This window comes from Paenibacillus sp. FSL R5-0749 (genome assembly GCF_038595085.1).
Taxonomy (GTDB): Bacteria; Bacillota; Bacilli; order Paenibacillales; family Paenibacillaceae; genus Paenibacillus.
The window spans coordinates 1770627-1788376 of sequence record NZ_CP152005.1 but is presented as its reverse complement, the minus strand read 5'-3'; the positions used below and the strand labels follow the sequence as shown (position 1 = coordinate 1788376).

Here is a 17750-nt window from a genome sequence, read left to right as displayed (position 1 = left end):
CCTCCTGTTTTTTTATTCTCTGGATTCCCTTCCATGAATGATCCATTGTACGGCATCCCAAATATCTGCTGCGATATAATCAGGTTCGGTCTCCAACCATTTGTCTCTAAATTGGGTTAGTGAAGATTCCCCCCAGCCTGTTCTCACCATGATCTTGGTTGCTCCTACGGCATGGGCAGCAAGCATGTCTGTATCTCCCACATCACCAATGACTATGCATTTGGATAAATCCAGACCATGCTCCTCGGAAGCTTGCAGTAGCATCCCGGGTTTCGGCTTTCGGCAACTGCATTCTTGCTCATGCGGACATATATAGGAGTGATCGAATCCGTACTCGCGAAACTGCGCTTCAAAATCCTGAACACTTGCTTCTCCACGTGAGATTCGATATTGATTCGTAAACGCCAGTACCATAATTCCTTCTCGTTTCAAACACATAATGGCTTCTTGAGCATTGGGGTATAGGCTGAAATCTCTCGGATGAATAAAATGACCTGTCCCACCGATGGTTCCATCTCTATCTATAAAAACAGCTTGTATATTCCCATTTGCTTTCATCATGGTCTGTTCCTTTCCGAGAACATATTATTGTATCTCTCGCCTCGATCTAAAATTATTTCCCTATACTTTTTCATCGATTATATGCCTGCTATTATCTTGCTGCTTATGGTGTTGCTGTTTTTTGATTTCAGTTTTAAGATAGTGTACTTCTTTAATTAATGCGTCCAACTTTTTCGATGTTTTGGATGAATCTACGGCATACCGTATGATTGCCGCAAAGATAAGAACTACAATAATACTTATAATTGAGATCACTATAGCCCAGATAAATTCGAAAATGGTGCTCAACTCCTTGCTGTCAAAAAACTAAATTGTAAAACTCTTCTGAGAACCAAAACCATATCAACCCCAGGATCACCATAATGGTGCCTAGTACTTTTAATATTATTTCAATATGCTTAGGGGTATCACCATGAGGTGGGTTATCTTCGAACTCCCAATTCGGTTTAATTTCTCGATATCTCATCAGAACAAATACTTTGTATAAAAGGTCAGGAAAAAAGTAACACGCAACGCCCACGATAAATACGGGAGTAGATAAATAACCAAAGGTGCTGGTGGTCCATTCCATCTCTATTCCCTCCATCCTCCTTTTCCTTACTGAATTCCCGCCGTACCAAACGTATTTTCAATGGCATATTTATAACTTTCCCAATCAAAAAAGAATGGGCCCACCTGCAGTTTCTTGTCATTCAATATGAAATCTCTCCAGATCACCACATCATCTTCTCTATCAATCTTCACAGAAATAAACCCACATTCTTCATCCCCACACCAGGGACATACTAAAATCGGATATCTATCATGCAGGGATTCATGTGGCTTTTTAAGTAAAAAATAATCAATAAGAATTCTCTGATATTCATTGCTTCCCCATCTCAGACAAGGGATCAGATCATGTTTTTTCAGCCTTTGATAGAGCGATGTACCATCAATTATGATGTCAGCAAATCTCGTATTTTTATTCCCATCCTGTTCAGGATCAAACTCGTCGTATCTTGAAGCTAATTTGGTTTCTATGGTGCTTATTTTCACTATATTCCCTCCATATTCAGCCTCTGGTGTTCTCTCTCATTCTTCCTCTGCGAGAATATCGGTACAGCGAACAATTAATTCAGGCATATTCTCTCCATCAAATAGAACATGAAGCTCATATCCGTTATCGATCCGATACAGTTCTTGATACAACCAGTAAGTGCCTAGGATTCCACCGTCTTGCTTGATGATTTCAGGTGCAACCAGCGTAAGTTTATTTATATTGGTGAAGCCCCCGCGGGTGTCAAAACGAATGAGCACTTCATCCCCTGTCAACAGTTCCGTCACTGTACAATCATGAAATTGAAACCGGTTACGAATTTCATCCGGAATATCCTGTGCTATAATGACTTCCCGGTATTCATCCGATACACGCTCCATCTCTCTCCTATTTTCTGCGCTCTGTTTCTTTAGCTGTAGCATAACTTCTCTCGTACAGTAGCCCAACGTAAACACACGGATATCCGCAATTTGTTCAACGATTTTCTGTGGCAATTTCTCTGCCTTATATCGAAAATTCCATTCCATTGATTCTTTGTACTCTTCCTTGCATTTCTTCTCATCAAACGGAGGGCGTACATCATATTCTGCAATAAGTTTCTCGATATGCGCTCTTTGTTCCAGCGGCATGCGAAATACCATCTGATCCTCTTCCGTTATCTCTTCCCCGCTAAAAGCCTTCTCTACACGAGTCATGACCTGACCATCATGCTCCAGCATGAAACGCGGGTCCAAGTTATATAGCTCTCGCTCCTGCTCCACATGCGCTTTTTCCTTTCGTTTATATAGCCTTAAAAATAGATTCTCATCGAACTCATACGCTCCGCTATGTACTCTTATACCAAAATGAAGATGTGTCTGCTGACACAGCTCATACCATTCTTTCGTTAAAAATCTCATATGCACCTCTCCTGCTGATTTTTAGAATCTACTTTGCGATTGAAGCGTAAAGTTTTTTTATTTGTGACGAGAAATTAGCTGCACCTGGAATATGTGTGCGTTTAAAATAAGCTGTTAATTGTTTCGGATGATTTTTGACCATATCATATTCAATGATGGTGTTAGCGATAACAGATCTCGTAAAACCTAATACCTCGACCACTTCAGATCGATCTCCTGCCTCAAGCTCCTCGCCTTCTGAAAATTCTCCATCTGGATCATCTTCCAACTGTTCACTGAATGTTAATCGAGCTAGAACATAGGACATGATATGGTTCTTGTCTCTGTCCATCTGCTCCATGATCCACTGTATACACTCTTCTTCGGTTGGAGCCGAGACGCCAAACCCTTCCAGCACATATTTCCGTTCTTTAAATGAATCCATCAGCAACGATGCTTCAAAACTGGCATGCTCGACAAATTGGACCTGAGGACTAAGCTGAATGATTTCAGCTGTTACCTGTTTATACCAATCACTCGTTAGAAACTGCTCTATGGTTTGCATTGCTACGCCTCCCCTATTTTCAGCCTTAACTATTCCTTATACTCAACAGACGCACGGGTCTACGCCAAGGTTTGAAAAAATCTGTGTTTTATCTCTTTGTTATTCCGCTCTGCCCATTCATGCACAGCTTCTACCCCTGCGGACTCCTGGCCTCGTCGAAAATAAAAACATAGATCCATCGACACTAACCGTTTACCATAGAGTTTAATGCCAATCCGTCTGTAATTCATATAAATACACTCAATCTGAGATGCATCATATCTCTGATGTTTCATAGAAATCACATGATCGCTTTCCAACGTAATACTGGGTTTAGTGAAAAATAACCGCCAGATCAGAAAAACGATATAAACCAGAATATAGGTCAATATAGCGATCAGGAAGTACTTCAGAATCCCATTTTTATCGTAAATGCCATCCCTGAGAAGTATTGCTTCAATGACCAACATACATAGTAGACTCAACCATGCTCTTGGATAAATCGTCTTGTATATGATGAGTTCCACCTCCTAAACATTATCTACATGAATCCGAAGCCACTTCGAAGGGGCTTTCCTGGCAAAATGCTTTTCAACAAAATGCAAAATATCATCAATTCCGGGCAATGCCGCATTGTCTTTAGCTTCGTCAAACGTCATCCATTGGTACTCGGTATGTTCATGATTTAATCGGACAGGCTGGCTTTCATCCACATATCCTACGAATACGGGCGCGGTATAGATATAATCCTCCTTGGGTGAGTAAAATTGTTCAAATTGATTGGCAGAATACAACCGGACTTTCGTAATGCCTGTTTCCTCGTGAACTTCTCTCAGTGCAGCTTCCCATGCCTTCTCGCCCTTCTCTATCCCGCCGCCAACATAACACCATTCATTATGCAACATACGACCCGCCCGCTTTAACATCAGTACACGGTATTGATCGTGGCTTTTCTTCAACAGAACTACAGCCACGCCTTCACAACGAAAGGACACTGCCTGTTTCGCGTGCTCCGCACCATTCATCTTCCCGCCCCCTTCTCTTCGGAATCAAAGTCTTCCAGAACCTTAAACTTATCCCCGTGGATTTTGTCCAGATGATCTTCTCCCCAATAACACAAATGGTCCAGGGCAGGCTTAAGTCCCCAGCCGTAATCCGTTAACTCATACTCCACTTTGGGAGGAACCTCCGAATATACCTTGCGCTGCACAATCTCGTCCTTTTCCAGACCTCTGAGCTGTGTTGTCAGCATCTTCTGCGTAATGTCCGGTATCAATCGTCGAAGCTCTGACGTGCGTTTCCGTCCAGTCATCAAGTGATAGATAATCAAAGGCTTCCACTTCCCACCCATCACTTCCAAAGCCGCTTCCACGCCTACTTTATATTTCTTTGGAGCACTTGTTTCTCCATGTTCCGTCATTTTTGAACCCCTCCATAATCAGGCTGTATCCTAGGTGAAAACATAACCTTCTTGCTTCTCTTTTTCCATTTATTCAAGCCCATTTCGGGGCCGCCATTTAGGGTACTTCAATGTTCCTATGGAACTTTATTCTTCTTATAGAACATCAAAGTGCGTACTTCCAGATGTTTTCATACCTGTTTATAATAGCATCAGCCATTGAATTATGGCTACAAGACCGCAATCCAGAAAGGTAGTGAAAGACAAGATGAACGTACTCGTTGTAGTATCCCACCCGCGTAAAGATTCGTTGACCTTCCAGGTAGCTGAACGTTTTGCAAAAGGGCTTTCCGAGGCTGGTCACGGTTATGAAATATTGGATTTGCATGGAATTGGATTCGACCCGATTCTTCGTGAAAAGGATGAACCCGACTATACTCAAGAAAATCAGGTGTTCTCACCAGAGGTTGAAACGGAAATGAAACGATTGAAGAAGCACGATGCTGTGGCTTTTGTGTTTCCTCTCTGGTGGTGGCATCTGCCAGCCATGTTGAAAGGTTATGTGGATCGTGTCATGAACAATGGGTTTGCCTACGGCACGAACAAACTTCTTCATCAGCAGATATTGTGGATCGCTCTTTCGGGTGTGACGGAAGAACAGATGCATAAGCGTAACTATGGTGAATCAATTGCCAATCTGCTCAATGTGGGTATTGCCGATTACTGCGGCGTGTCCCGATCTAGGGTTGAGTTTTTATATGAAACGTTGGAATCCAAGCCTGATCATTATGAGGCATTACTGAACCATGCACATAACCTGGGACTGAATTATGCCAACGATCCTTCGACGCTTTAAAGGGCATTACAACCCCGATATGAAGTCTGAAGATCTGTTTTAATTTCTGTGGCCTGAAGCCTTCTTTGTGAACATAAAAATCACGTTAATCATCACGATGACCTCTTGCGTTTACGGTAAGAGAACAACTACGCTTGAACACGGCAAACAGGTCGCTCCGAAGAGCGACCCTGTCTGTGTGTCTTGCATTATTTTACGGTCGAGAGAAGAAACTTCTCCAACATACTAGTATCGGTTATGCTATGGTTGCAAGCTGTGTTATCCCTGCATACATACTGGGCAACAGAAGATATGTTATCCGGCGTATAGCTCTTGGTCTTCACGTTAAAGAATCCGAGCTCCTGATGACGATGACAGAACATGCAGTACCCTTTCTTGTTCGTGGCTGTAAGCCGTCCCTCAATACCGAGGAATTTGCCCTCATGCGGGTACACGATGAACAAGCGATCGGTAGCAATGTCGGTCCATCTCAGATAAGTTGTACGTGCGTAATCGATGGATTCCAGATCCGGTACTTTGAGCTTCTTTACCTTGGGAAACAGCTTCTGAATCTGCTTCGCGGATACTTGCGGAAATGGAATCAGATATGCTTCCAGCTGGTTCAGATAGGTCTGCAACTCATGTGTCTTCTCATACGTGGATAACTGCTCTAGCAGTTGCTTTTGTTCTGGCGTCAGATCATTGAAGATGCCAACGGCATTCGTGCTGACCGTATAACGGACCGTATCCAATACCTTGGAGTCCACGACCGAGCGCAGCGTTTTCAGCAGGAAATCAGCTTGTTTATGAATATAATTGAATTGATGATTGTGAATAAATGGTGCTTGCATGGCTTTCAGCCCCTTATATTTATTATGAAAATAAAGTAAGGTGCAAAGCCTGCGGGTTGAACCATGTTGATGTTGATTCCAGGGCAAACGATCTCATCTGGTCGCGCCCTACACAAAGTCCGCCCCTATTCAGGCTTTGCGTAAGGCTTTCTAGCGAACGAGCAATCCGGCATCATCCATATTGCCACGTCATAACCCCCAATACGATAGATATATCGAAATTATAACAGGGCAGCATAGTGTAGGCAACGGGCTTCGTTCCGATCTCCACTTTTCAGAAATATTGCCTACAAATTATACTTTATCTTTACATACCTCATATTCAATATTCCCATATCGACTGATGTCTCTAAGTATCCAACGATCTGGTTAAACGTAAAAACATTAAGATTTTCATTCAATATTGCGTTATCATATTCTATATCACCCAATACATATGGAACGAATTTTTCAACATCTTTTGATTTAACCTCATCTAATTCAGGCAATGTAGAAATGTAATTCAGCGACCTTCTTAATTCATCTGTGTATCCATAATGCTTTAATAACTTCCCATTCAATATTCTGAAATCATTATGATACAGTTTATATAATCCAGCGTCTGCATCCATTCTGTTTTTTAACCAAGGCAGATTGAAACCTTTCAACCAAATATCATCAGCAATCAAATGTGTAAAATAACCAAGTACATATAAGTCTTCTGCTTGCGATCTATATTTATGTATAAAGCCTTTGTAGTCAACGTTCCTTGAAAAGTCTTGTACTTCACCAGCAAAGAAATGTGACGAATCTTTTGATGAAACAGCATCCGGAGCGATACTTCCAAGTAAAAAAGGCGTCTTATCTTTGATTGATAGGCTATCAGCAATTCTATTTGCAATTAACAGATGCATTATTCTTGAACCCATATACCCTCCTACCCTTCAACGAATATTTGAGATCGAGCCTGGATGTTTCCAGTTTAACGAAATCGTTTCAAAACCTGTTGTTCTGCATAAAAATCATGGCAAGTACTTCTTCGCAGTTATTCGAACCATGTTCTTGCTGGTATTGGATTCCCAATGAACCTCCTTACCATATGCTTCACTAATTGCTCTTAACGGCAAATAAACTCTTCCATCTACCATTAATACTTTACTCTTTAGTTCAATTTGATTGTCGAACTCGGTAAAAGAGCTTTCCCCCACCTTAAAGGTTAACCTTGGTTTTGGATAATCATCTTTGTCGACATATGCAAATATTACACTTTTGGCTTCGTTATCCCACCATATTCCTTTACCAGGCACATCGAAATCTAGTACCTTCGTAATATAGGCTGGCGAAACGAGTATGTGGCCGTCAGAGATGATATAATCATTGGCCTCTACTAATTGAAATGTTTCCAAGTTAACCATAACTTCAATTGATTTCTTGGGAGCTTCAGCGCCTGCTTGAGTCTTTAGTTCTTTTTCATTAAGTAAGATATTGATCTTTTTCGGTGCGCTTGTGGCTGTAAAAGTCATGGATACGCTCAATAACGTCAAAGCAAGGGTAACAGCCATAATCTTCTTCACTTTGTCCACATCCTCCTATTGGTAAATGACTCATGCTCTTAATCAACTCTCATAGTACCATTTTATTCAATTAAAGGTAATATACTTCTATTCCCCAACACAAAAGAAGCCACCTCCCTGGCCTTCCCCAGTTCAGTGACTCCCTTTTCATAATACATTTCCTTTCAGTTGAGCAACACATGTTTACATTTACGTTCCCTACTCCTTAACAGCACCAACCACAATCCCAGTAACAAAGTACCGTTGCAGGAACGGATACACGAGCAGGATCGGCAGTGCGCTGATAAAGATCTGCGAAGCCCGAATGGTCCGTTGGGACAGGTTCTTCACCGCTTCCGGATCAAGCTTCGACATGTCGGCCTGCACGATGATCGTCTGCATGAATGTCGCGAGTGGCAGCTTTTCCGCATCACGGATGTAGATGATCCCATCAAAGTATGCGTTCCAATGCCCAACCATCATGAACAGTGAAACCGTAGCAATAACAGGTACGGAGACCGGCAGATAGATTTTGATAAACGTCTGCAAGTGACCTGCCCCATCGATAAATGCAGCTTCCTCCAGATCCTTTGGAACGGTACGGAAGAAATTCAGCAACAGAATGATGTTGAACACCGCAACCAATCCCGGCAGGATCAAGGCCAGCAATGTGTTCATCAGACCCAGCTTCAGAATCAGGATATACCCCGGAATGAGGCCACCGCTGAACAGCATCGTGATGACAAAATACCACAGATAGATGTTACGTGCGCGGAACACCCGCGTCTCCTTGGAAAGTGCGTAGGCTGCAAGCGTATTGACGATTAACGCAAGCCCTGTACCGAGTACGGTCCGCTCCACGGATACCCACAAGGAGGAGAGGAAGTTCGTATTGGCAAATGTCTTGGCATATGCCTCCAATGTAAATCCAATCGGCCAGAACGTGACGAGACCAGCATTCGCAGGTGCAGATGCGCTAAGAGATACCATGAGCAAGTGATACAAAGGCAGCAAGCAGAGCAGTGAAAGCAGGGTCAGTAACACATTGTTGAATATGCTGAATATGCGGTAAGGCATCGTTTTATGATACATTCGTTCGTCCTCCTCTCTAGAAAATTCGGTATCCGGCGAATCGGTAAGCCAGTCGGTACGAGATCACAATCAGGATCAGGCTGATGACCGATTTGAACAGATTCACAGCGGTAGCGAAACTGAACTGTCCACTAAGCAGACCTTCTCTATACACAAACGTATCGATAATATCGCCTTGTTGGTAAATCAACGGACTATATAAGTTAAAGATCTGGTCAAAGTTGGCGTTAAGCACATTCCCCAGTGCCAAGGTTGCGATGACGATCCCAATCGGAATAAGTGCCGGGATGGTAATATACATCGTTTGCTTCCAGCGTCCTGCGCCGTCCACTTCAGCCGCTTCATATAGTGCCGGGTTAATGCCGGACAATGCCGCAAGAAAGATGATCGTGTTGAATCCAAACTCTTTCCAGACATCACTCGCAATAATCGTGAACCGGAACCAGCTGCCATCCCCCAGGAAGAAGATCGGCTTGATGCCGAATACCGAAACCAGGAACTGATTGACAATACCCGTCTGGGCCAGAATGTCGATCAGGATACCGGATAACGTTACCCAAGACAGAAAGTGTGGTAGATACACGAGCGTCTGAATCGTTCTTTTCAGCGCCATCTTCCGTACCTCGTTGAGCAATAAGGCGAAGACAAACGGAATGATTAGATTCATGACAATCTTCGTACAGGCAAAAAATAGCGTGTTCCACGTAATTTGCAGGAAGTAATCATTTTCCCACATGTACCTGAAGTGCTTCAGGCCTACCCATTCGGAATTGAAAAATCCCAGTGCAGGTTTATAATCTTGAAATGCCATCAAAATCCCGGACATCGGAATGTATGAAAATATAAAGACCATAATGGCCGCCGGCAACACCATGAAGTGCAGAATCCATGGCTGTTTGTAGCGTTTTTTTCTCTTTTGTTCCAGCTTGTTCCCAACGTTTGCCTGCGGGACCCGCTTACCCTCCAATTTAGCCTCCATAGCACTGCTCCTGTTCCCAAAAAAAGTTTTTGTGTGTGATGGGGTTCTCTGATATAAATAGTATCAAGCCATTCTGAGGTCTGCTATATAACATTGTTAGGCTTGATAGTGTTTTGTTAGGGCCATCCTAGAAGAAGTTGTTTACACACGAATTAGAAGGAGACTTTTTATGTATATATGGAAGCGCTTCATACCTTTTCAAAATAAAACCAGATCCCGATTCAGTCTATTCGCCAAAATAAATCTGTTAATTGTGGTCTTATTCATCCCCATTCTGATCATGTACACCTACTCCAACAACGTCACTTATGATGTCGTCAGCAAAGAACTGCAAATCTCCAACACGAAACAGCTCACGTTCTTGTCCAGTCAGATCGACTCCCGTATCAATCAGATGATGGATTTCAGCCTGATTCTCTCCCGTGATCCGAATGTCAGAGCCTTCAACGGCCTGAACATGTGGGATGATCGATATGACCGGATGCAGACCCGTTATGTAATTCAGGAGAAGATGACGCTTCAGACGAGCGTTACCGATATATGGCCTACCCGATATGCAGTGTATTCACAGCAGAATGAGGATGTCATCGCGAACTACAACCGAACTACCGGATATGATGAAGCCTATCTGAAAAAAAATATGAGCGGACAATGGACCTATGGGGACCAAAGTACCGAATCACAAGATGAGATGAAATCCTTCTACTGGTTCTTTACGGACTCCCTTGCCCAACCAGGAATGCTCACGGGAAGCAATCTGGTGATTGAAGCCAGCTTCAGCTATGAGAACATTCAGAATATGCTGGATACGTATAAAGCTGGCGGACAAGGCGATCCTTTCTTATATCACAAAGGAAATGCACCCATTCTGAATCGCAGTGCGGACAAGCAGTTATCCGCAGCACTTACTCAGTATCTGGATACGCACTCACCAGAGGATACCACACAGGACGTGGTCGAACTGAACGGAAAGAAATATCTGGTTAGCTCCGTGAAGTCCACCTATCTGGATTGGCATCTGGTTGACGTCATCCCGTTGTATCAGATTTTGAAACCCATCTCGCTCAGTCAGAATCTGTTCTACACCAGTATGATTTTGCTACTCGTTGTGGGCATCTCGGCTTCCATCCTGCTGTACCGAAATGTCCAGTATCCGATCAAACAGCTCATCAAAGGCTTACGCCGCGTAGAGCAGGGCGATTATTCTGTTCGACTGCATAGCAAAAACCAGAATGAATTCTCATTCCTGTTCCGCCGATTCAACGATATGTCCCATCAGATTCAGGATCTGATCGAGAATGTGTTCCATGAGAAGATTAGAGCCAGGGAAGCTACGCTGAAGCAATTACAAGCACAGATTAATCCGCATTTCCTATATAATTGTCTTGGCTATATCATCAACATGGCCCAGATGAAGGACGAACAAGCCGTGGTCTCCATGGCGCATAATCTAAGTGCGTATTATCGCTACACCACCCGTATGGAAAAGGAGACATCGTCGCTTCAGGAAGAGATCAAGCTGCTGATCAACTATCTGGATATCCAGAAGCTGCGCAATGGCCGAATTGAATATCACATTGATATTCCTGAGGACATGCTTGCCCAATCGGTGCCGCGATTAATGCTTCAACCGATGGTCGAGAATTCCGTCATACACGGTGTGGCGAAGTCCTATTCATCCGGGGAAATCCGAATTACCGGGGAGCGCAAGAATGGTTTTGGCAGAATATACATCGACGACGACGGACCCGGCCTAAGCCCCGAACAGTACGAAGCGCTGAACTTGAAGATGCAGGAACCTTTACAAGAAGAAATGGGCTGCGGCCTCTGGAATACGAATCAACGAATCATGCACACATTCGGAAGCCATTCCTACCTCCTATTCGGCCCCTCCCCACTTGGCGGATTCCGAACCGAAATTATCTGGGAGATATCAAAAGAGGATACGGAGCGAGGAGATTCTTCTAAGAGTTAAAGTTAATACAACCAATAAATTGAGATTTAATTTTGAACAAGATCATGTACACGATAACGCAGAGGACAGAAAAAACCTGAAGAAACGGAGTGCTCGCCTTTATCCCCAGATTTACACGTTTAAAAAATCAATCAATAAATCTGGGGGTAACAGCGATCGGAAGGTTATTCTGTCATCGGAGTGGCAAGTGTACATATGTCTGCGTTCAACCACCAAGGAGACAATACAAACATGCACATGATGATCGTAGACGATGAAGCACACTGGGTCGATAACCTGTCCATGACCAAACCCTGGCATACGCTGGGGATTGAACATGTGCATAAAGCCTACTCGGCCCACGAAGCACTACAAATGATTGACACCCACCCTATTGATATCGTGATCTCGGATATACAGATGCCCGAAATGACAGGTATAGAACTAATCGAACGTATCCGCATACGGGACAAAAAAATTAAATGCATCCTGTTATCCGGGTATTCCGAATTCGATTACGCCAAAAAAGCGATCCAGTTCGAAGCCGTAGACTATTTGTTGAAGCCGCCCACTGACGATGAACTAATGGGTGCTGTTCAGAAGGCCATTGATCAATTGAACAATGAATGGGAACTGGTCAGTTCACTGACACGAACGCAGTTTACGTTGCGAGAGAATCTCCCCCATTTACGAGGACGACTGCTCCTTGGGGCGTTGCAGGGACAACGAATCGCCGCTGCCGAATGGGAGCGGAAGCTCGCCAATTATGATCTCCCTTTTCACACCGGGGATGCCGCATTAATGTTGGTACGGTTGGAAGAAGAATTCGGACACTATGACAGCAATGATCAGACCCTGATCGAATATGCGATCATCAACATGGCGGAAGAGATTATGGGTGAGTTTATGGAAGTGTGGGGCGTGAAGGAGGAACACGGATATCTGGTGTTTTTGCTTCAGTTGAAAGAACGGAAAGGCGATATTGGCAAAGAAACCATGCTGGAGAAGCTATCGATTCAGCTTCAATCCAAAGTAAAACAGTTTCTGAAAGGCTCCCTCTCCATCGTTATCACCGAGTGGTTCACCTTCCCGGAACAGATTTACGATCGCTTCCGTCAGGCTTCGGCCTATTTCCGGCAGATCGTTGGCGACGAACGCGAATTTGTCATGCGTGTGAGCGATGTCGAGACGCCTGCAGCGCAAGGTCCACTCGACGTGTTGTACACCCCGCCCACCTTCATTAGCCTGTTGGAAAGTGGACAGTGGGATGCCGCCGAAGAGAAAATCCTCGCAGTCTGCGCCGAGTTGGATGAGAAATGGTCGGAATCCTGGGAACATTGCATGGAGGCAGGTTTTCTTATTACAGCTTCATTCACTAATATTGCTCACCGAAACAAGCTGACCCTGACCACTTTAATGGGAAATGATGTCGAGGATTTACAAAGTGGCGAAGTCTTCGCTACCATCAGCAAACTGCGGAAATGGTCGCTCAGCGTGCTCGGTAAACTCAAGGAAGGCACATCCAATGAGATCAAGGATATTCGTTCGGATTATGTGAAGAAGATTCAGGATTTTACAGATAAGAACCTGCATCTGGATGTCTCTTTGCGTGTATTGGCTGACCATGTCAATCTGCACCCGACCCACCTGTCCAAGATCTATAAGATCGAAACGGGCGAAGGCATCAGTGATTATATCTCGCGCCTGCGCATGGATCGGGCCTGCCACAAGCTGGTGACGACCACCAAAAAAGTATATGAAATCAGCATGGAGATTGGTTATATGGACCCGGCTTATTTTATCAAAGTGTTCAAGCGTCAATTCGGCGTTACGCCGCAAGAATACAGAGACCAGCACAAATAACATGACTGAAAACCTAATTTTTTGAACTTCATTTGCACATTCACTAATAGAGTCCTATGGAAACTAACAAACTCATATAGATGCCCTCCCGCCCAAATTGGTACAGTTACATTGTAAAGATCATACACCGTAGGGGGATTGAACAATGATCAAATTCAAAACATGGTGGTCACTGCTCATGGTTATCGCGCTCATCACGATCACTGCGTGCGGCAGTGGCGAGACAGCCAGTGACAATGGTACCGATAATACGCCGGGAACTGTCGGCTCAGCTGAAGCAGAAGCTGCTTTTGCCAAAGGAAAATATGACCCACCCATCGAGTTCAGTTCGGTATTAATGCCGAAGAAATACGTGCAAGGAGATACCAAAGAAAATAACGTGCACGATCGCTGGATGCTCGAAACGCTGGGTATGAAGCATAAAGATACTTGGTATCCGGCCAATGACGATCAATACAGACAAAAGCTGCAACTGGCTATCGCCTCTGGCGAGAAGCTCCCTGATTTCGTCACCGTACCCACCAATGCGGTACTGACCAATCAACTGATCGACTCCGGTCAATTCATCGCCATCGATGAGCTGTTCGACAAGTATGCGAGTCAGACCCTGAAAGATCACGCAGCAGCACATCCTGAACTGTGGTATCCGTTCACCAAGGACGGCAAGAAATACAACATGCCGATCATGGAGTACACCGATAACGACGATACACTGCTCTGGCTCCGTGAGGACTGGATGGAGAAGCTGAACCTGGAAGCTCCGAAAACCATCGCAGACCTTGAGAACATCATGGACAAATTCAAAAACGAGAACCCGGACGGTCTGTCTCCAGACAAAGTATTCCCGCTGGCGATCTCGCTGAAAAATAACACCAACACCTGGATGGGTCAGCTCGACTGGTTGTTCGGTGCTTACGGCACAATCGAAGAGCAATGGAACAAAGATGCAAACGGCAATCTCGAGTACGGCTCCGTTAACCCGGGTGCCAAACAAGCCCTTGCCAAGCTGGCTGAATGGATGGACAAAGGTTATATCCATGCTGACTCCGCTCTGTGGGACGAAGGCAAATCCGCTGAAAGCTGGACAGCTGGCAAAGCGGGCATTCTGCCTGGCGCCAACTGGGTACCGGACTGGCCTGCACCTGACCTGCTGAAGAACGTACCTGGCTCTAAGTATAAAGCTTACCCTGTTCCTGCTGGCCCAGACGGCAAGATCGGTACGAAGTGGCAGAACTCTGGTGTCAACGCAAGTATCATGATCAACAAGGATGCGAAGCATCCAGAAGCCATCTTCCTGTACTACAACTACCTGCTGGATAACCTTGCTAACCCGAAAGCGGGCAGTGAGTATGAATACGGCTTCGCCAAAGGTTACGACTGGGATATCATTGACGGACAACCGACCAGTGACAAAGAGAAGATCAAAGACTTCTCCAACGAATTCCCGTTCCTGACCGGCCCAGCACGTATCCCGGATCTGTACATGAAAACACTCGTGAAGCTGGCCAACGGCGAGAAGCCTGAAACACCTTACGAGAAACAAATGGCTGAATTCCGCAAACCGGAAAACTGGTATGCAGGTAAAGTCGTTATGTCCCAGATCGACGTCCGTAAACAAAACTACTTTACTGGCGCTGCAACGCCAACCATGGTATCCAAATGGAACCTGCTCCGCCAGTCCGAGATGGAAACCTTCAACAAAATCATCTACGGCAATCTGCCAATTGATGCCTTTGACCAATTCGTCGCCAACTGGAAATCCAATGGCGGAGATCAGATCACGCAAGAAGTGAATGATTGGTTTAAGTCGGTAAGCGCGAAGTAATATTTGGATTTTGGAAAAGTAGAGCGTTAAAAAAACAAGCCGAAGCGTGTAATTTACCGCTTCGACTTGTTTTTTAAGTTAAGATAGGGGTCGCTCCCCCTTACTTTTGGGTTCGCTTTAGTGGATCAAGCCTTCGTATCAATCTCCTCCGGCATTGACTTACCCAGCAAGGATACAGTGAGCTGAATGCCATCTCTTAGCCCTTGCATGTATAACCGCTCATTCTCTATTCCTTTACTGACAATGTAGCGGCTCTCCCACTTAGCATATTCGGGTTTCTGCTCGATATCCTTGCCAAAAAACAATCCTTCGAACGCTTCGTCCTTTTCCTCACGTACACGACTCAATTCAGGGTCATGCTCGATTTGGGCAGATACTTCATCTAGCCTTGCCTGAATCGCTTGTTGCAACCATGGTGGAAAATCCATAGCTTCTCCTCCCCTACGCGTTATGTACCTCATTCATCATCTTACAACTCGGTTATGTCTCGCCTTCATTTCACCCACTCGAGCCACCAGTTCGTCCACCCTTCGGCTCTGCTCCTGAACTTCGGGGTTGTCCCATAACGGAATCGCTTGCTTCAAGGATGCCTCACCTAGCTGATTAAGTTTGCGCCGTTCCTCTTCCAATAAGTCAAGCAACTGGCTCATACATCCACCTCTCTGATGGGTCTAAACTGCGCCATGTCTTGTTAATGCTAGACATGAGCAGTCACTTTTAATGCGATTATCGGTTTATTTTATTTTAATTCGATATCCGCATTAAAACAACCATTATTTCTCATACAATTTGGTTGAAATGAGGGGTGTACATAATGAAGCATAGACAAGAACCACCTGGCGACAAAAATATTATCGGTTCCCGAGTGGTGGCTATTCGTAAAAGTAAAGGCATTAAACAACGAGAATTCCTCGCGAAATTGCAAACGTTAGGCTTGGATATCAGTCAGACCAGTCTCTCACGTTTGGAGGGGCAATATCGTCTTGTTCAAGATTATGAAGTAGTGATGATTGCGAGGGCTTTGGAGGTTTCAGTGGGGTATTTGCTAGGGGAAGATGGAGATTAAATCATTAATATTCAAATATCGAGAATTTTCATTACTCCTTCCAAACAAAGACTCCTATTTGGTTAAATACTGAAGCAGAAATTTTTTCTATCTTCAGCTATTCTTCTTAGTGGCAATAAAAAGGTACTCTAGAACCTCTTTAATTCTTTAACTCCATTGAGTTAATCTTATCCTCGGTATAGTTATAATATTTTTGTTTTTATCGATACCAGTGGCTAGTCTTTATTAGTATCATAGATCAATAAATCGTAGGTTGCCTTATCAGTTTCAATTTTCACTGTTCTTACTTCTTTTCCACCTAAGAAGTCAGCTTTTTATGGAGAAATGACTTTTAATTTCACTTCGTTGTTAACGCTTTTAGTAAGTGTATTATTATGGTCTTCTTTGAGCTAATCCATATCAGATATATTCTTATTAAGAATAGCTAATTTAAGTTTTTCATATTGTTCATTACTAATAATTTTCTGATTTCTCAATTTATATAGTCGTTTGATTTCTTCAGATATATAATAGTCTTCTCTATCTTTATCTTTATCGAGCAATTTAGAAATCTTTGTAATTATAAAACCAATTATCACCATCTCTAGAATTTTCCCTGAGACTACATGAACTATTTGTAAAGTTCGGAGATAAAAGTTTACATTTATTAATTTTTGCAAGTCTTCAAGTGTTCCTGTCATTGGAAGAGAAAAGTTAATACCAAATGCAAAATAAAAGTAATCATATATATCTAAGTTAATACTTATTTTTCCTGTTACCTGAGCATAAACCAAACCCATATTATAAAACATTCCAAAAGTAAAACTTGGAACAATAAGAATTATAAGTAAAAGAATGATAAGTGCCGTACTTTGAGTTTTAGATGAAAGTTTATTAAAATCTTTATCATATTTTATAAATTTCATGAGTTCGATTAGAACTGCAATAACAAAAAATAGTATTTGAATCGTAAGCATGATGACAATGAAAGTGAAAATGACAAGAAACAACCTTTCATTAGCTTCAATATATTCTGTTTTAAAGTTTAGTCCGAATAATAAAAAAATTGATTGAACCATCCAAATGATAGGGGTAAAGATAAAGTATTTAATAGTAACCCTTTTTAATTTAAAATACCAATAAAAATTAAATATGATTAGTGCAAAATACATCACAATGAAGATTGAAAAACACACCGAATCCATCTTGATACTCCCTTCTGTTTTTGTATAGCTATCATCTAACGTTCCTGTATTCACCACCTAAGAATAATTGGTATCTGGCGAATAGCGAACCCAGTGCAGATGCCATGAACCACGAGATTTCACGATCACTATAGCCATAAAATATCTTGCA

The 17750-nt window shown here is 43.3% G+C and carries 20 protein-coding genes; 5 read left to right on the top strand and 15 right to left on the bottom strand.

Annotated features, from left to right (window positions below; translation table 11 throughout):
* Positions 1–12: 12 nt before the first annotated feature.
* The 7 genes from MKY85_RS07925 to MKY85_RS07895 all read right to left on the bottom strand — a co-directional run bounded on the left by MKY85_RS07925 (position 13) and on the right by MKY85_RS07895 (position 4439).
* Positions 13–561: an HAD-IIIA family hydrolase gene (locus MKY85_RS07925; protein ID WP_342572291.1), complete on the bottom strand. Its 549-nt coding sequence runs from the start codon at positions 559–561 to the stop codon at positions 13–15.
* A 298-nt stretch (positions 562–859) separates the two neighbouring features.
* Positions 860–1132: a hypothetical protein gene (locus MKY85_RS07920; protein ID WP_342572290.1), complete on the bottom strand. Its 273-nt coding sequence runs from the start codon at positions 1130–1132 to the stop codon at positions 860–862.
* A 26-nt stretch (positions 1133–1158) separates the two neighbouring features.
* Complete coding sequence (locus MKY85_RS07915; RefSeq protein WP_342573312.1) at positions 1159–1599, bottom strand: oxidoreductase; 441 nt, start codon at positions 1597–1599, stop codon at positions 1159–1161.
* 33 nt (positions 1600–1632) lie between these two features.
* Entirely contained in the window at positions 1633–2496 is an 864-nt protein-coding gene (locus MKY85_RS07910; RefSeq protein WP_342572289.1) for a DUF4085 family protein, read from the bottom strand.
* A gap of 28 nt (positions 2497–2524) precedes the next feature.
* Complete coding sequence (locus tag MKY85_RS07905; protein ID WP_342572288.1) at positions 2525–3040, bottom strand: hypothetical protein; 516 nt, start codon at positions 3038–3040, stop codon at positions 2525–2527.
* Positions 3041–3549: 509 nt separating this feature from the next.
* Complete coding sequence (locus tag MKY85_RS07900; protein WP_342572287.1) at positions 3550–4044, bottom strand: NUDIX domain-containing protein; 495 nt, start codon at positions 4042–4044, stop codon at positions 3550–3552.
* Positions 4041–4439 (bottom strand): helix-turn-helix domain-containing protein, encoded by a 399-nt coding sequence (locus tag MKY85_RS07895; protein ID WP_091015098.1) that lies wholly within the window; start codon positions 4437–4439, stop codon positions 4041–4043. The genes MKY85_RS07900 and MKY85_RS07895 overlap by 4 nt, the downstream gene beginning before the upstream one ends.
* Before the next feature lie 247 nt (positions 4440–4686).
* Between MKY85_RS07895 and MKY85_RS07890 the strand changes: the two genes are divergently transcribed.
* On the top strand, positions 4687–5274 hold the full coding sequence (locus MKY85_RS07890; protein WP_342573310.1) for an NAD(P)H oxidoreductase: 588 nt from the start codon (positions 4687–4689) through the stop codon (positions 5272–5274).
* A 188-nt stretch (positions 5275–5462) separates the two neighbouring features.
* Here MKY85_RS07890 and MKY85_RS07885 read toward each other — a convergent pair whose 3' ends face one another.
* The 5 genes from MKY85_RS07885 to MKY85_RS07865 all read right to left on the bottom strand — a co-directional run bounded on the left by MKY85_RS07885 (position 5463) and on the right by MKY85_RS07865 (position 9602).
* Positions 5463–6104, bottom strand: a complete 642-nt coding sequence (locus MKY85_RS07885; protein ID WP_342572286.1) for a FusB/FusC family EF-G-binding protein — start codon at positions 6102–6104, stop codon at positions 5463–5465.
* Between the two features lie 287 nt (positions 6105–6391).
* The gene (locus MKY85_RS07880) at positions 6392–7012 is read right to left on the bottom strand and encodes a zinc dependent phospholipase C family protein (protein ID WP_342572285.1); all 621 of its coding nucleotides are present in this window, start codon (positions 7010–7012) and stop codon (positions 6392–6394) included.
* Positions 7013–7105: 93 nt separating this feature from the next.
* Entirely contained in the window at positions 7106–7657 is a 552-nt protein-coding gene (locus tag MKY85_RS07875; RefSeq protein WP_342572284.1) for a stalk domain-containing protein, read from the bottom strand.
* Between the two features lie 198 nt (positions 7658–7855).
* Complete coding sequence (locus MKY85_RS07870) at positions 7856–8728, bottom strand: carbohydrate ABC transporter permease (RefSeq protein WP_253432288.1); 873 nt, start codon at positions 8726–8728, stop codon at positions 7856–7858.
* 16 nt (positions 8729–8744) lie between these two features.
* Positions 8745–9602, bottom strand: a complete 858-nt coding sequence (locus MKY85_RS07865; RefSeq protein WP_179086446.1) for an ABC transporter permease subunit — start codon at positions 9600–9602, stop codon at positions 8745–8747.
* Positions 9603–9876: 274 nt separating this feature from the next.
* Here MKY85_RS07865 and MKY85_RS07860 point away from each other — a divergent pair, with 274 nt between their 5' ends.
* From MKY85_RS07860 to MKY85_RS07850, 3 genes are all read left to right on the top strand, one after another.
* A complete protein-coding gene (locus MKY85_RS07860; RefSeq protein WP_342572283.1) occupies positions 9877–11682 on the top strand; it encodes a histidine kinase in 1806 nt (601 codons plus the stop codon).
* A 231-nt stretch (positions 11683–11913) separates the two neighbouring features.
* A complete protein-coding gene (locus MKY85_RS07855; protein WP_342572282.1) occupies positions 11914–13524 on the top strand; it encodes a response regulator in 1611 nt (536 codons plus the stop codon).
* 145 nt (positions 13525–13669) lie between these two features.
* Entirely contained in the window at positions 13670–15349 is a 1680-nt protein-coding gene (locus MKY85_RS07850; protein ID WP_100529643.1) for an ABC transporter substrate-binding protein, read from the top strand.
* Positions 15350–15474: 125 nt separating this feature from the next.
* On the opposite strand, the gene MKY85_RS07845 is transcribed toward MKY85_RS07850, so the two are convergent.
* Positions 15475–15777, bottom strand: a complete 303-nt coding sequence (locus MKY85_RS07845) for a hypothetical protein (RefSeq protein ID WP_342572281.1) — start codon at positions 15775–15777, stop codon at positions 15475–15477.
* A 36-nt stretch (positions 15778–15813) separates the two neighbouring features.
* Positions 15814–15999, bottom strand: a complete 186-nt coding sequence (locus MKY85_RS07840) for an aspartyl-phosphate phosphatase Spo0E family protein (RefSeq protein WP_342572280.1) — start codon at positions 15997–15999, stop codon at positions 15814–15816.
* Positions 16000–16163: 164 nt separating this feature from the next.
* Here MKY85_RS07840 and MKY85_RS07835 point away from each other — a divergent pair, with 164 nt between their 5' ends.
* Positions 16164–16415 (top strand): helix-turn-helix transcriptional regulator, encoded by a 252-nt coding sequence (locus tag MKY85_RS07835; protein WP_342572279.1) that lies wholly within the window; start codon positions 16164–16166, stop codon positions 16413–16415.
* 389 nt (positions 16416–16804) lie between these two features.
* On the opposite strand, the gene MKY85_RS07830 is transcribed toward MKY85_RS07835, so the two are convergent.
* Positions 16805–17599: a hypothetical protein gene (locus tag MKY85_RS07830; RefSeq protein ID WP_342572278.1), complete on the bottom strand. Its 795-nt coding sequence runs from the start codon at positions 17597–17599 to the stop codon at positions 16805–16807.
* Positions 17600–17750 lie beyond the last annotated feature (151 nt).